This window comes from Coleofasciculus sp. G1-WW12-02, assembly GCF_040219735.1.
GTDB lineage: Bacteria > Cyanobacteriota > Cyanobacteriia > Cyanobacteriales > Coleofasciculaceae > Coleofasciculus.
In genome coordinates this window covers 14716-29934 of record NZ_JAVJRX010000030.1, presented here as the reverse complement: position 1 = coordinate 29934, position 15219 = coordinate 14716, and the positions used below count along the sequence as shown (strand labels likewise).

Sequence of the window (15219 nt, the reverse complement as noted above, 5' to 3'; positions counted from 1 at the left end):
CGATAGTTACAGTAGCAGTGGCGATAGCGATAGTTACAGTAGCAGTGGCGATAGCGATAGTTACAGTAGCAGTGGCGATAGCGATAGTTACAGTAGCAGTGGCGATAGCGATAGTTACAGTAGCAGTGGCGATAGCAATAGTTACAGTAGCAGTGGCGATAGCGATAGTTACAGTAGCAGTGGCGATAGTTGTAGCAGCGATTTTGGCGGCGGTGATAGTGGCGGCGGCGGTGCGGGTGCAGATTTTTGATTAGCTTAATTTGCCGATAGGAGTGTGATTAAATCATGAAAAGTTTAGACATGAGAATTCCTGAGTCAATGACGTCAGAGGTTCTGGAAATAGCCTCTCGAAATTATGCCAATCACAGCCAAACTTATTCCGCCTCCGAACTCATACAAGCTGGTTCAGAAGCCCAGATTCCAGCGGAGTTTATTCAATATGCAATTCAAGAGGTTCAGACGCAAAAACAACGGCGACAACAGCAGCGGAAAGTCCTGGCTATAGTTGGTGCAAGTATTCTGGCTATTAGTGGGATTTGGAGTATCTGGACATATAACTCATTTTCTCGCCGTGCTTCCCAGGTTGAGGCTCAATGGGCGCAGGTTGAAAATCAACTTCAACGACGGGCTGATTTGATTCCGAATCTGGTTAGAGTAACTCAAGCTTACACCGAACACGAAAAAGAAATCGTGTCTGTGTTGCAGCAATCTCGTCAGGCTTATTTACAAGCTGATACCCCAAAGGAAAAAGCGGCGGCTGTTGAACAAGTGAATGAAGCGATTAACCATTTCCAAGACTATGTTGCCAATAATCCTCAATTACAATCGAGTCAATTATTTACTAACCTTCAGTATGAAATAGCCGGCACAGAAAATCGCCTTGCTGTAGAACGGATGCGTTATAATCAGGCGGTACAATGGTACAATCAAAGGATTCAGCAATTTCCTAACTCGGTTTTGGCAAGTGGGTTAGGGTTCCAGACGCAACCCTTTTTCCAGGCGACAACCACTGAACCTTAAAAAATCTGGGGTGGAAAGGGAGGTTTTTGCCTGTTCAATTATTACATGCTTTCACAAATTTACAATGGATAATGACCTCTCCTTAAAAGAAGAGGATTGAAATTAAAAAAAATCTTTTTTAATTTCTTCGTAAACGAAGAGGTCTTAGATCCAATTCATCAATTGTCAATTATCAATTATCAATTATCCATTGATAAAGATTAAGCCCTATGCTCTCCTCAAATTACGACCACTTATTTAATACGATTGAAGAGTTAGTGATGCATCATTCTCCGAGTGGTGCAGAACGAGAAATTGATCAACTCCTAATCAATCGATTGCATGGCTTAGGCGTTGAATCGTGGCAGGATAGAGCCGGGAATATTATTGCTAAAATACCGGGTCAAACCTCTGAGCGCTCAATTGCGATTACCGCCCATAAAGATGAAATTGGCGGTATTGTTAAATCTATAGACGAACAGGGACGGGTGCAAGTCCGCAAACTCGGCGGCTCGTTTCCTTGGGTTTATGGTGAAGGGGTTGTCGATTTATTAGGTGATAATCAAACCCTGAGTGGTATTCTGTCCTTTGGGTCACGTCATGTTTCTCATGAATCTCCCCAAAAAGCGCAACAGGAAACCGCCCCAGTGCGTTGGGAAGAGGTTTGGGTGGAAACTAAATGTACTTTAGCTGAACTTGTCGCCGCCGGGGTGCGATCGGGAACCCGCATGGTTGTGGGTAAACACCGCAAGCGACCCATACGCCTCAAGGATTACATTGCTAGTTATACCTTGGATAACAAAGCCTCTGTCGCGATTCTTTTGAGTCTAGCAGAACAGGTAAAAACTCCAGTTGTGGATACTTATTTAGTGGCGTCGGCGAAGGAAGAAGTTGGCGCAATTGGCGCGTTGTATTTCAGCCAAAATCACTCTCTCGATGCCTTAATTGCCCTAGAAATCTGCCCTCTCTCCTCAGAATACGCGATCGCAGATGGGGAAGCACCCGTGCTGTTGTCTCAGGATGGCTACGGGATTTACGATGAAGGGCTCAACTGGGAACTGCGACAGGCGGCGAATGGGATTGGTGTTCCCTTACAGCTTGCCACGATTAGTGGGTTTGGTAGTGATGCGTCTATTGCCATGAAATTTGGTCATGTTGCTCGCGCCGCCTGCTTGAGTTTCCCGACGCAAAACACCCACGGCTATGAGGTGGCTCATTTGGGCGCGATCGCTAACTGCATTTCTTTGCTTGATACGTACTGCCAGACTCAGTTTGAGTGATTATCACAACAGGATGACGGGAAACGACTCCATTTATTAAGATACAGTTAAGATAAAATTGTAAGAGTGAAGATTGTGTAAATATAGGTAGTATAGGCTTATTGTAAGCAAGTTTTCTGTATACTAGATAAAAAGCGAAGGACTTAAAAAGCCGTTAGGGCTGAAAAATCAACAAATTCTTTGGGGCAAGTTTCTTATGTTGCACATCATGCTAGGTAGCTCAATTACTATTTACTTGGTAGTAGCTATGCGCTTGTTAAGTAAGTGGATGACTTGTTTACAACAAGATAATACGTTATCGGAAGATGATAAACTTAGCTGCGGAGTTTGTTTCGTTGTCGCCACTATTACGTGGCCCCTATCTGTACCCTACTCCTATCTAAAATTATTGGAAGGTCAAAATACTATTTCCCAAAACTCCTGATCAAGTTGAGTGTTTTTTGAAAAGACGTGGCAAGCCGGAAGTTCTGGGAATGGATTATAAACTAAAAATCCCATCAAGCCGCCATGCACAAAGCCGTCAACTAATTTCTTTCAGCCCCTTCTGATAAAATCACTTCAAAATATTGTCGGGGCGGATTTATACGCTCAGGAGAGTTCATAACTGATAACCTAACCACAAAACCCACCTTTAGTCAAACGTCAAAAAACATGAGGATGAGTAGCGAAGATTCTATGGTTTGACTAGAAATAAGAGGAGTCGCGTCTCTACTGCGTACCGTTTCGATTACAGGAGCAGTGCTCTAATACAGCGCAGCATAAATAAAGCGACCATTCGCGCTTGAGGGAAATGCTGTCAATGTAAGCGTTTTGAATTTTGAATTTTGAATTTCCAAAAAGCGGTACTAGCGCGTTGTGTCATCGTAGCCAAACTCTATCGTTATGGGGACAGAGATCGCCCCCAAAGACTGCCAAAATTGAAAAATAAGTGACCAACGCTTAGAGGAAAATAGAGGAAAATAATATGACGGCTACCTTAAGATCATCACCTCAATCCATAGAGTCCTGGTTGGGTGAAGAGGCAGACAATCTGTTGACGTACAACGCCAAAGTGGATAAACGTCTGTTACATCTACCCAGTCCAGACTGGGTGGAACGGATTTTTGCCGATAGCGATCGCCCTACCCCAGTGTTGCGTAGCCTTCAGCAGATCTACTCAAGCGGACGCCTTGCCAATACGGGTTATCTATCTATCCTACCTGTAGACCAAGGGATTGAACATTCCGCCGCCGCGTCTTTTGCTCCGAACCCGGTATATTTTGACCCGGAAAACATCATCAAACTTGCCCTCGAAGGCGGTTGTAATGCTGTTGCTACGACGTTAGGGGTTTTGGGCATGGTTTCCCGCAAGTATGCCCACCGCATCCCCTTCATTGCTAAACTGAACCACAATGAAATGCTGACATATCCGAATCGATATGATCAGCTTATGTTTGCCAGTGTCGAGCAAGCCTGGAACTTAGGCGCCGTAGCTGTTGGTGCTACGATTTACTTTGGGTCTGAGGAATCGAGCCGCCAAATCGAGGAAGTGAGTCGAGCATTTGCCCGCGCCCACGAGTTGGGAATGGCAACGATCCTGTGGTGCTATTTACGCAATAGCGTTTTTAAGCAAGATAAAGATTATCATCTTTCTGCTGATCTCACGGGTCAAGCTAATCATCTTGGCGTTACCATTGAAGCCGATATTATTAAGCAGAAACAGCCCGAATGCAACAATGGCTATGGTGCGGTTGCCAAAGCTACAGGCGAGAAATATGGCAGAACGGATGATCGGGTCTACTCTGAACTCACGACTGATCACCCCATTGATCTGACTCGTTATCAAGTTCTCAACTGCTATGCGGGTCGTGCAGGTTTGATTAATTCTGGCGGTTCATCGGGGAAAAATGACTTTGCCCAAGCTGTTCGCACTGCTGTAATTAATAAACGGGCTGGCGGTTGTGGATTGATTTCTGGACGCAAGACATTCCAGCGTCCCTTCGAGGAAGGGGTTAAGTTGTTCCACACGATTCAGGATATTTATTTGTCTGGTGACGTGACTATTGCTTAATCCTGAATTGCATTTAAACCTTGGTCGGGGCGGGTTTAGTTACATCTGTTGTGAGAGAAGACACGATAATTGTGAAACCCGCCCCTACACAAACGAGGACGGGAACCTCATCGCTTCATAGCGTCGCTCAAATTCTTTTCAGGTTAAGCGATCGCCATTTTCTCGGGGCGGTAGGTTGGACATCGCCTGGGATTTTCGAGCTGTATGGGTTTGGGAGTTTTTGACCGCCATAGAACAAGACCTTTTAAGCGTTATTGTTCAGTATATATAAGTGTCTCTGAAGTCCAGAGAGATTCTCATACCTCAATATGCCCAACAAAAGCCTACAAGCCCGTTTAGATCGCTTTATCCACGCTCCCCAAACTGAACTGGCGCTGATCCTGCTCATTCTGCTTTCCGTAATTCTCGTGATTGCGGAAGTCACCCTTGACAGTAAAGATCAACCCTATAAACTTGTCTACCTGACTCAAGAACTACTCACCGGCATCTTTATTATCGAGTTGACAATCCGCTATTTTGCTGCTCAGAAAAAACGCCGTTTCTTCCGCCACTATTGGTTAGACATTATTGCCGTATTGCCCCTATTGCGAGCATTTCGCCTGTTGCGGGTTTTGCGCCTCTTACGGCTATTGCGGGTGGGAATCTTGTTAAATCAGAATTTAAACCGTCTTGGCTCTACCTTAGCCACGAGTATTGGTGTCCAGATTGGCGTATTGCTGGTTGTCGGGTTAATTATTTTAGTCGGCGCGATCGCGATTCACTTGCTAGAGGGTTTTAACAATCCTGATTTCGCCTCTGTGAAGGATTCCCTCTGGTGGAGCTTTTTTACCCTTGTATCCGGAGAACCCATCGGCGGCGAACCCCAAACCGATGCGGGACGATTGGTTACACTCATGGTAATTCTGGGTGGCTTGACGATGTTTGCCATGTTTACGGGCGTCGTTTCCGCCGTCATGGTACAACGATTGAGAACAGTGATGGAAATCAAACATTGGGAATTGGACGAACTACGAGATCATATTGTTATCTGTGGCTGGAATCGCAGTGGACATCTCCTGATTGAGCAACTACAAGCCGATCCTATTTTAAAACACCATCCGATTGTAGTGGTTGCTGAATTTATCCAAACACCGGAACGAGAACTCAAACATGTTAATCATTCCCAAATTTATTTCTATACGGGGGATTACACAACAATCGATGTACTCGAAGCGGTAGGAATTTATCATACCTCACGCGCTATTTTGTTGGCGGATGCAACCCATCCTCGCAGCGATCAGGATCGGGATGCACGGACAGTTTTAGCCGCATTAACCATTGAAAAGCTCCATCCAGGTATCTATACCTGCGCTCAACTTCTTGATGGCAAAAATAATGTACAACTGCGAGTGGCGGGCGTCGAAGATGTGATTGTCGCTGATGAATTGGCGAGTCATTTAATGGCTACCTCAGTCCGAAATTGGGGTTCTGTGGATATGTTAGCGGAATTGCTCACCGTGCAGATGGGGAACCAAATCTATAAAATTTCCCTACCCCAGCAATGGAATGGTATTTCATTTTGGAATGCCGCTCAATGGCTAAAAGAGGAGCTAGATAGTATTTTAGTCGCTGTGGAACGGCAAACTGGCGGGCGTCGAGAGACTCTGGTTAATCCACCCAAAGATGAGCAACTAATATCTGGCGATTGCTTGATTGTGATTGCTCGCCATCAACCCCAAATTGAGAAAGTAGGGGTTTGGTTACCAAACCCCTAAACCCCTAGGTTTGGTAACCAAACCCCTACTACTAATCAACATCGGGCTGGAATAGGAGCAGGCGTAGAGACAGGGGGAAAGATTTGCATTGATGAATGGGCAACTGATAGCCTAACTCGAGTTCCCACAGGTAATGGTGTATTTAGGGCGGTGCGAGCATGGAGTTCCTTACCAGAGGGGGTTTGTAGACGATACCGATACTCCCTCCCTAGAAAATGGCGATCGCGAATCAAGACGGGTGCATCATTATCGGGTTTGAGAATCACGTTTTCTTCGAGCAGCATTAATTCCCCACAATCAGGAATGGCGTCATTGGGGAATTGGGTGTTATCGTGACATTCTCCATTCCCGATTTCAAACGAACCCACCTCAGTTTCCCATAACTGTCCCCGACGACGGGCGGGTAAGAAATTGGCTTGGGTGACGAATTCGGCGACAAAACGAGAGGCTGGATTGGTATAAATTTTTTCGGGGGTTCCTAACTGTTCTAGACATCCAGCCTGCATCACTCCTACTTGATCACAGATGGATAGGGCTTCTTCTCTGTCGTGGGTGACAAAAATTGCTGATGTGCCAATCTCTTTGAGGATTGATCGCACCTCTTGGCGCAACCGCAGACGCACTTGCACATCCAGATTACTCAGAGGTTCATCTAACAAGATTAAACTGGGACGCGGTGCTAACGCCCGGGCGAGGGCGACTCGCTGCTGTTGTCCTCCCGATAGTTCGTGGGGGTAGCGTTTCTCTAATCCTGATAATCCTACCAGTGCGATCGCGTCAGCCGTATTTTTCTTGATGGATGTCCGACTCATCCCACTGCGGCGGTTTTTCAAGCCAAAGCCTACATTCTCCGCCACATTCAGGTGAGGGAACAAGGCATAGTCTTGAAACACCATACCCGTGTTCCGCTGTTCTGGGGGTATCCAATACCCCGAACCCGCAACCGGACGTCCAGCCAAGACGACTAGTCCCGACTGAGGACGCTCAAACCCTGCCACTATCCGCAGTAGAGTTGTTTTGCCACAGCCAGACGGACCCAATAACCCCAGTAAATCACCTTGACACAAAGTTAGTGTCACACGATCAACGGCTGGAGTTGTATGTTGATCATAGTGCTTGGTAATGTCCTCTAAATGTAGAATTGCTGCTTGTTCCATAAGAGTGTTTGAGTTTTGACCTTCACTTCGCCCATAGAGCACGGCGCTTGTGTAGGGGCGGGTTTCACTACTATCGTTTTTGACCTCACAAAAGATGTGACTAAACCCGCCCTGAGCGATTTGTATAGGGATTCTTTTCACTACTATCGTTTCTTACATCCCCCTGCTTCCCCTGCTCCCCCTGCTCCCCCTGCTCCCCCTTTTCTCATCTCCCCAGCTCCCCCAGCTCCCTACTTTTTACGGCTAGGAAGCCGCCAGCAGTCCTCCAGCCAAGAGGCTAGATCTCGGCGTGGTACGGTTAGCTGTCTGACCACACTCCACAGTTGAATCGCCGTCACCGGATCATGAATCTCAGCCGTGAGTGGCTGGTTCATCCCGCAGTGACTTGTAATCGAGAGTTCCTGTAAACGGCGGTAAACTTGCCACCGAGCGGCTTGATTAATTTCAATCACTTGACCAGTTTTGGGTTGAAAACTCCAGGAATTCATTTTTCGCTCAAAATGCAATATATTATCATTAATATCTGTTGCCAGACATTAAATTTTTCATGAGAACTGCTATGAGAGGGAGTTTTAGCCAGATTTCACTCCCGTATCTTAGTTTAAGCGAGACGGGAACCAAATGCTAATCTTTCTCAATTGATTGGCTAAAAGACAATGATGGCGGTATAGTAATCCTCCTCCTCCAAGCAAGCTACATTGTTCATTGCGATAGAATTTAGCCCTAATCGACAACGAACAGGTGGCGTGGTTACACCTAAGCAAGGTGGCGTGGTACATCTAAGCAAGATGGCGTGGCACACCTAAGCAAGATAGATGACGCTTACGCCCGGAAACTGTAGGAGCGCAAAGGATGGTGTCCGATTTAACCGTAAAATCGATGCGAGTACTTTAACTGTGTCAAAAGCGACCTGTAGGAGCAAATTTCACAGAAATTTAATATTTATCCGATTAGATTTCATCAAAACTATACCCAATTGGCTGAGGTTCGGCTGCACAATAGAGAAAGCGAAAGCACCCTGCCTGAAAAAACCCTATATAAAGGCAGATCAATGAACCCGTGAAGCCCTGACAGGGTAAGCTCACATTCTTGTTTAGACTTCGGTCTTAAATGAGTATGTGGGCTTCCCTATTTTAGGGAACGGGAAACTAAATTCTGTACGCTGTACTAAAAATATTAACAAGCCTCAAATTCCTACTATTCCTTCCTAATCTCAACCATTAACTTTAATGAAAGTCCGACTACTTACCATTGAGATAATACCAAAGACATGGCTCTCCCGTACCTAGGGTGATAAGCAAACCTGATTATTCTTGGAAACTTTGTGGGGCAAGACTTTCAAAACAATGTTTTTAGGGAAGCTATCACTAATATAGGCTTTTCCACCACAAGTACGGGAGAGCCAACTCCACTTGATAAAGCCTTTGAGCCATACGTTTGGTCAAAGCCTACAGTAACAGTGTAGATATAGATTTTTGGCAAAAAGATTCCTGCCTATTCCTAGGGAACATTGCCCATTAGTATCCGTGCCTTTACTCTGAAACATTACTCGTTATAACCGGGTTATAACGAGTATATTTTACTACCCCAACTCTTCAACTAAATCTATCGGTTAAATAATGTGGTAGTGTTAGAAAAAACTATCTCACCTGAGACTATCAACTTACAATGTAACTCTAGGTCACTGAAAATGTTACAGACACCCCCTAAACCATTGACTCTGGACGAGTTTCTCAAGTTACCCGAAACCAAGCCAGCCAGCGAGTACATTGACGGTCAAATTATCCAAAAACCGATACCACAAGGAGAACATAGTACCCTTCAAGGGGAACTAATTATTTCCATCAATGCTACCGTTAAGCCTAAAAAAATTGCCCGCGCTTTCCCCGAACTGCGATGTACATTTGGCGGTAAGTCAATTGTGCCAGATGTAGCGGTATTTACCTGGGAAAGAATTCCTCGCCAAGACAATGGTCGTATCGCCAATGTATTTGAAATCGCACCAGATTGGCTCATTGAAATCCTATCACCTGACCAAAGTGCCACGAAAGTCATTAAAAAAATTCTGCGGAGTCTTCAGTATGAAACCCAAATGGGTTGGCTGATTGATCCAGATGAACAGACGGTATTTGTCTATTTACCGCAGCAACAACCCCAAGTGTTTGACCAACCCCAGGAGTTGCTTCCGGTTCCAGCTTTTGCCCGTGAATTTAAACTCACGTTAGGTGATCTATTTGCCTGGTTATTAGAATAGGAATATAGGAGAGTTTGTCGTCAACATTTGCCTCGCTTATGGCACTAAAGTGCCTACTACGAACCTTCATGTCACATCTTGAATTAGCTTTTCCAAATAAGCTTGAGCTTCATCAGGCGACATCATTAACGCCTTACCTTGACGCAGAATTTCATATTGACCCTTATGATAACCATGACCCGCAATTAGCCCTAGCTGAACCGCTTGATTTCCCAATTGTGTCAATTTGTTAATACTAATCCCCTCTAACTCTTGATTAAGTTTTTGTCTGATAATATCTTCGTCCATCGTTTTCTCAGGGATAAAGGATAACCAACTCTATACGGTCAGAACCAATCAACAATGAATCTTTTAAATCGATATCCGAGGACCCACATACTGATTAAACGTTGGACTATCCGGTTCAGTATCCACGATTAGCTGACTTTCTGCACCGTCAACCAACAAGCGGACTAAATAGCGTCCTCCTTTCATCCGTTCAACGGGGAAAGAAACCCAAATTACATCGGTCTGACGAGGAGAAGCTTCAAATAGATAAGCGGCGGGTTGATTCGTGTCAATTTCATTGAGGGCTAGCAGGACACGCTGCTTTTTACCTATAGTTAAATTGGATCGTACCCGTACTTCCGCAGACCGTAGGTCTTCATCATCAACTTCTTTTTTGGATACCGTAGTTTTGGTAACCGTGGGACGAATTACCAAGGGGGATACATTCGACTGAATACTGGAGACAAAGGTTTGGGGCTGATTAACAGTTTGCATCTGACCCCCATTACCACTTGCCTGACTCATCCCATTATTCGAGGTGGGTGGCATCACTTTGGCAAGACGATGCACCACCTGGAGACTATGCATCCCCGCCTGTAAAGACTCAGGTGGTATGGAGGAAAGGGGTAATGTAATTTGGGTTTCGGTGATTTCGCTGGGGATGACTTCGGTTTCCCCAATCCAGACTTGGGTAATATCGCTTTTTAAGTGGTTCCCTTGAATTAAGACAGTACTATCTGCGAGAATGGGTTCTAATCGTCCATCTTGGGGAATTATCCGATCAATCTTAGGCTGATTGGTAAAGGGAACAATCCCATCCAAGGAACGAGCGCGTACCGGCAGAGGTCTCTTACCTGCTTCTTGCCCTTCGAGCATAATCACCCTAGCCCGATACGCCACCGATAGCAGATAAGTGGTTTGAAAAAAAGCTGACCAGGCTTTGGATAAGTCTTCTAAGGAAAGATCAAGGGGCCACAGGGAGATTTCTTGGATTTGATCCGGTAAGTCAGACTCTAATAAATAGCGATAGGTAGAATCGTTAAGAGTCTGCTGAATCTTCTCTTGTTTTAGGGTACGCCAGTCATTGAGTCCACGCATCACACTACCCATCAACCGTTGGGGTTGTAAGTCGGCGTCATTGCCGTAGAAACTAATCATGTAGTGTAAGTCTAGGGCAGTTTGCGATCGCTTGGCAGCTGGATTCATCCGACTACGGGCTTGGACTTCAGCCTGTTGACGCCAAGTATGGTTAATCTGAACCTGGTAGAGAAAGACATTCACACCAACTTGGGGAGTCGCTGTTCCCACTTCATTTGGTCGTAGTGTGGTCACTGTTGCCCCATTAATATCGTCCTGAATCGCCGTCTGTACGATTCGTTGTAATGTGGCGGTGACGGTAGCAATGGCTAGATGGTTACTCATGATGACTCAGACGTTTCCACGGTTGATGGTTGACAGTTGACATTTAACCTGCTATGGCATTCTTGAAGTAACTGACCTGATCCACAGGGACAGGGGCGATCGCTAATACCTTGAGCAAATAAGGGATTGAATGAAGGTAGATCATCAAAATAACCGACTGGTGGCTCAGCATCCACAAGAACTTTAGCTCGGTCTAACTGAGGGATACACTCAATCAACCGTGACCCTATTTTTACCTGAACAGCGGTTTCTGACAAGAGGAAGGCAAATTGATGGTCATTTTGCAACACTTGGATTCGTTCTAGGATTTCCGGCGAATTCAGTGGCGGACTATTCGTCGCCAGTACAACGGTATTCCCCCCATCTAAGGGAAAGAGATAAACCTGGGCAAATACTGCCTGAATCGTCTTCACTTTGTCGGCATAAAACCGTTCTCGTTGAAACAGATTAACCGCCAAAACTCCATTCTCTGACAGGTGATTTTGGCAGAGTTGATAAAATTCCTGAGTGGCTAAGCGATAGGGCGTGTAACCGTTACCGATAATGGCGTCGGTGAAAATTATATCGTAACAAACATCAGGTTCCTGCTTCGCGAGATAGTCTCGTCCATCTTGCAGGGTAACCTTGAGACGTTCATCAAAAGGTACACCAAAAAATTCCGTAGCTATCTCAATCAAAAGGGGTTCAATTTCCGTACATTCAATTTGAACGTGGGGAAAGTAATGATGTAAAACCGAAGGAATTCGACCTCCGCCAAATCCAGCGCAATAGACTCGTTTCGGTTCAGGTTGCCAAACTAAACTTAACAGCATGGCTTGGCTGTAAAGAGAGATTAAGTTAAGCGGATCATTGAAATCAAGCTGAGATTGCACCAAGTCTGAGGTTAAATAATCCCGGTCAATCAGGGCAACTCGGATCACAGATTGGTTTTTTTCTACCATGACAAAGTGAACCCCGGATGGCGCCAAAAGTAAACATCCGTCGGGTTGAGCCTGCAGCCAATCTAGTCGTTTGTCATTTGTCATTCGTCAAGAAACTGGGAACAGGACATTCATAATTTATGATGCATCATTCATCTTGTGAATCGGCGGATTTCTGTAAACCAGCGCAGCCGTTCTTCATGTTCTAGGTTTAGAATATCGTCTAATGACCAGTGAAAGTAAAAAGCAATTAAGGCTACCTCTTGGTATAAACGCTCCAAGGGGTAGCCTAAAATTCCCCCGATCGCGCCAATCCCTCCTCATGCTGATTAATGCGATTTAAAAAGTTCTGTACGTAGATCAAGTCTACTAGGAAAAGTTGTTCTAGTAGTTTTGGTGTAACCGGAGAAAGGTTACCGAGACGGGTGATGACTCTAGACAAAATGACCAAAATTCGGTAATAGGGTTCTTGCTGAACCCGGCTATCTTTGTTAACTACAATCTCATCTTTGCCTGTAACTAGGCGCATTATCCCATGGTGATGAATACCACCATTTTCATCAACTAAACCTTTGGGTAGAGTAAATTCAAAATAGGTATAGTCCATAATTATTGGTCTTATGTCTTTTGTCTTTTATCCTTCGTTTTTTTAGTTCTCCTGTAGGGGCGAACCGCTGCATAAATCAACAACTAGAGAAACAGGGCGGGCGCGAGTCACATCGAGGTGCAACCGAAAAGATAGTAGTAAAACCCGCCCCTACAGAGGCTCGGGTCGCCCTTTACTTAACCCCCTGTGTCAAAACTTGTTTCTTGAGAATTATGGCAGACAAAAACCAGTAATTTTATATCATTCATAATCTGAGGGAATTGATACAGGTTGCACTGATAAACTGGAAGCCGATTCCCCTTGATTATCAGGTTCTAATTCATTAATTTGCCGATAAAATTGCTGTAGATAATTGAGATCACAGGCAAATAAATTTTCAATTACCGTGGGAGTGACTTCATCCAAAGCCCCCAAACGCAAAATAACTCGCGATAAAATAATCACGGTGGCATAAGCGGGATTGGATTTCACACGCGGATCACGCATGGGAACGATTTCATCAATCGCCCGCGCTAACCGCATTACCCCCTTGCGGTGTATATTCCCATCCCCATCCAGATATCCTTTGGGAAGATCAAATTCAAACTGGGTTTGAATCATATACCTGGTTTAATCCGTCTTAACTGTTCAACTGTTACCTCGACTTCTTCTATTTGATAGTCATCTCCTTTGACACTCAAATCAGAAATTTTATAGCTAATGGGCCACGCGCCTTTGAATTCAAATCGAAACTGCTCCTCGGATGCAGTATTATAGATAACTAACGCACCATTCCGCCGTTGATCTTCCCAATTTGCGCCTTCTTGAACAGAATTTAGCCAATTCCACAGCGTCATGGAAATATTTAAGCCTCGTTTCAAGGTGAGATTGGTATAGGTGATATTACCAGGAACCTTTGTGCGAACCACTCGCCCTCTAGAATTCCCACTTTTACCCCACTTCTGCGGCGTTACTTCGCAGACTTCAACGACATCCTGGGTAGCTTTAAAGCCGGCACATTCCTCAAACAGACCATCGACAGAATCATTACTCCCATCTAGGATTAACTCTAGAAAATAGCGCGATCGCGTCAGAATTTCAACTTCTGTCACTGTTCACCTCCTTTGCTTTTGTCTCTCCTGTCCTCCGGAAACGAATAAAACACTGCCCAGTGTCCTCCAAAGAAGCACCTAGGCAGTTGATTCAAGAAACTGGATTGAGAATTGTGGCAATACTCACATCACACGTCTGCCCGTACCATTTTCGTGAATCGAATCTCCATCGTATCTTTAGCCATTTCTCCCGGCTTACTAACATCTAATTGACTGGTTTGGGTGAGGTTGCTGGGGAAGCAATCGATAAAATCGTACTGCGCCCCAATCTTACCATTCATATCGTAAATAAACAGTGATGCTGTTTTTCGGTTTTTCCTCGACTCTGTAGCTCCACCGGAGAACGAACTCGCGTGGCATTTCTTATACCAATCGGTTATTTTCTGTTGATCTCCCTCGTTACCTGCCACATATTCGAGTTTAAGAGCAGAACCATACTCGACTGAACCCGGGGTAGCTTGGGTTTGGGTTTTCCCATCTCTGCCGCAGCCGATGGCTCCGCTTCCTGCTGCCACTTTCATTTCAATCGCAGGAATCGTACATTTTTCGACAACTATCTCCATTCCATCACAATCAAAAAAGAAAGCAGCGTTTGTGTTATATTCAATATCTGCCATGGTTCAACTCCCAGATAATTCAGTTCATTAAATAGCTGATGATCAAATTCCTCAAGTGTCCTACATCACGCGGGTGCAATTTTCGCACACTATTGTCCAGGTTTCTTTGAGATAATCTTTGCCGTTGACATCTAATTCGGAAAGGCTCATTTTCGAGGGCCACGCTTCTTGGAAGTCCCATTGAGCTATAATTGCATCATCATGACTGTAGGCAAAGATACTTCCTGTTTTTTTGTTTTCACCCCATTTTCCTTCACCGCCATCGGAGGGAGGGAGGCAAGCTTTGAACCATTTGTACATGACTACACTAGAACTGGTTGGACTTGGACTAGAAAGGCAGACTAAATCAAAAGTGACCACTTCCTCAAAGCCAGCCGAGTTAATCTGCCGCTCTGATTTCCCACCTTTCATTGAACCAACCACGGCGGATTCACCCGCTAGTTTCGGCTTGTAATCAGGAACTTTCACACTTTGAAACGAAAGTTCACCCATGCCATCAATATCACAGGAAAAACTACTAGGGGCAAGACCTTTTAGTTCGACAGCCATATTTTTATCTCCTTACTCTCAACTTAATAGTTAACCTTGACTTGTTTCGATGTGTTGCCGATATAGAACTTAACGCATCGACAAAACCATCAAGCCATAATCAGACACTTTAGCATTTAGAGACTTCTGTTATAGCATGAATTTTCGCTCAGATCGATTACAAAATGTCAAGGTCTGTGAGGTGCTGTTAAGCGTTCGATGAAATTCGAGTTCCGTTACAGTTGTTTACTTTACCTGAATTCAGGGCGACCC

At 44.9% G+C, this 15219-nt stretch carries 17 protein-coding genes; 6 read left to right on the top strand and 11 right to left on the bottom strand.

The window, feature by feature from the left end; genetic code table 11:
* The 5 genes from RID09_RS04170 to RID09_RS04150 form a co-directional block, all read left to right on the top strand.
* Positions 1 to 250: hypothetical protein (locus tag RID09_RS04170; RefSeq protein ID WP_446334690.1), on the top strand; the 250-nt coding region annotated here is incomplete at its 5' end.
* A gap of 35 nt (positions 251 to 285) precedes the next feature.
* On the top strand, positions 286 to 1020 hold the full coding sequence (locus tag RID09_RS04165; protein WP_446334689.1) for a LemA family protein: 735 nt from the start codon (positions 286 to 288) through the stop codon (positions 1018 to 1020).
* 209 nt (positions 1021 to 1229) lie between these two features.
* Positions 1230 to 2279 carry a M42 family metallopeptidase gene (locus RID09_RS04160; RefSeq protein WP_446334688.1) on the top strand — a complete coding sequence of 350 codons (1050 nt, stop codon included), beginning with the start codon at positions 1230 to 1232 and terminating at the stop codon, positions 2277 to 2279.
* Between the two features lie 964 nt (positions 2280 to 3243).
* Entirely contained in the window at positions 3244 to 4329 is a 1086-nt protein-coding gene (locus RID09_RS04155) for a class I fructose-bisphosphate aldolase (protein ID WP_446334687.1), read from the top strand.
* Positions 4330 to 4637: 308 nt separating this feature from the next.
* Positions 4638 to 6083 (top strand): potassium channel family protein, encoded by a 1446-nt coding sequence (locus tag RID09_RS04150; RefSeq protein WP_446334686.1) that lies wholly within the window; start codon positions 4638 to 4640, stop codon positions 6081 to 6083.
* Between the two features lie 35 nt (positions 6084 to 6118).
* On the opposite strand, the gene RID09_RS04145 is transcribed toward RID09_RS04150, so the two are convergent.
* Together RID09_RS04145 and RID09_RS04140 are read right to left on the bottom strand one after the other, a co-directional pair.
* Positions 6119 to 7240 (bottom strand): ABC transporter ATP-binding protein, encoded by a 1122-nt coding sequence (locus RID09_RS04145; RefSeq protein WP_446334685.1) that lies wholly within the window; start codon positions 7238 to 7240, stop codon positions 6119 to 6121.
* Positions 7241 to 7470: 230 nt separating this feature from the next.
* Entirely contained in the window at positions 7471 to 7728 is a 258-nt protein-coding gene (locus RID09_RS04140) for an Asr1405/Asl0597 family protein (protein ID WP_446334684.1), read from the bottom strand.
* Between the two features lie 1202 nt (positions 7729 to 8930).
* Between RID09_RS04140 and RID09_RS04135 the strand changes: the two genes are divergently transcribed.
* Positions 8931 to 9494 carry a Uma2 family endonuclease gene (locus RID09_RS04135; protein ID WP_446334683.1) on the top strand — a complete coding sequence of 188 codons (564 nt, stop codon included), beginning with the start codon at positions 8931 to 8933 and terminating at the stop codon, positions 9492 to 9494.
* A 66-nt stretch (positions 9495 to 9560) separates the two neighbouring features.
* Here RID09_RS04135 and RID09_RS04130 read toward each other — a convergent pair whose 3' ends face one another.
* The 9 genes from RID09_RS04130 to RID09_RS04090 all read right to left on the bottom strand — a co-directional run bounded on the left by RID09_RS04130 (position 9561) and on the right by RID09_RS04090 (position 14967).
* Entirely contained in the window at positions 9561 to 9782 is a 222-nt protein-coding gene (locus RID09_RS04130; RefSeq protein ID WP_446334682.1) for a hypothetical protein, read from the bottom strand.
* 63 nt (positions 9783 to 9845) lie between these two features.
* The gene (locus tag RID09_RS04125; RefSeq protein ID WP_446334681.1) at positions 9846 to 11183 is read right to left on the bottom strand and encodes a DUF4255 domain-containing protein; all 1338 of its coding nucleotides are present in this window, start codon (positions 11181 to 11183) and stop codon (positions 9846 to 9848) included.
* Complete coding sequence (locus tag RID09_RS04120) at positions 11180 to 12208, bottom strand: fused MFS/spermidine synthase (RefSeq protein ID WP_446334680.1); 1029 nt, start codon at positions 12206 to 12208, stop codon at positions 11180 to 11182. Before RID09_RS04120 ends, RID09_RS04125 begins: the two co-directional genes overlap by 4 nt.
* Positions 12209 to 12255: 47 nt before the next feature.
* Positions 12256 to 12384 carry a DUF6760 family protein gene (locus tag RID09_RS04115; protein WP_446334679.1) on the bottom strand — a complete coding sequence of 43 codons (129 nt, stop codon included), beginning with the start codon at positions 12382 to 12384 and terminating at the stop codon, positions 12256 to 12258.
* 8 nt (positions 12385 to 12392) lie between these two features.
* Positions 12393 to 12710 (bottom strand): hypothetical protein, encoded by a 318-nt coding sequence (locus RID09_RS04110; protein ID WP_446334678.1) that lies wholly within the window; start codon positions 12708 to 12710, stop codon positions 12393 to 12395.
* 240 nt (positions 12711 to 12950) lie between these two features.
* Positions 12951 to 13310 carry a hypothetical protein gene (locus RID09_RS04105; RefSeq protein WP_446334677.1) on the bottom strand — a complete coding sequence of 120 codons (360 nt, stop codon included), beginning with the start codon at positions 13308 to 13310 and terminating at the stop codon, positions 12951 to 12953.
* Positions 13307 to 13801, bottom strand: a complete 495-nt coding sequence (locus tag RID09_RS04100; RefSeq protein WP_446334676.1) for a phage tail protein — start codon at positions 13799 to 13801, stop codon at positions 13307 to 13309. The genes RID09_RS04105 and RID09_RS04100 overlap by 4 nt, the downstream gene beginning before the upstream one ends.
* 128 nt (positions 13802 to 13929) lie before the next feature.
* Positions 13930 to 14418 (bottom strand): phage tail protein, encoded by a 489-nt coding sequence (locus RID09_RS04095; RefSeq protein WP_446334675.1) that lies wholly within the window; start codon positions 14416 to 14418, stop codon positions 13930 to 13932.
* A 60-nt stretch (positions 14419 to 14478) separates the two neighbouring features.
* A complete protein-coding gene (locus tag RID09_RS04090) occupies positions 14479 to 14967 on the bottom strand; it encodes a phage tail protein (protein ID WP_446334674.1) in 489 nt (162 codons plus the stop codon).
* Between the last annotated feature and the right edge of the window lie 252 nt (positions 14968 to 15219).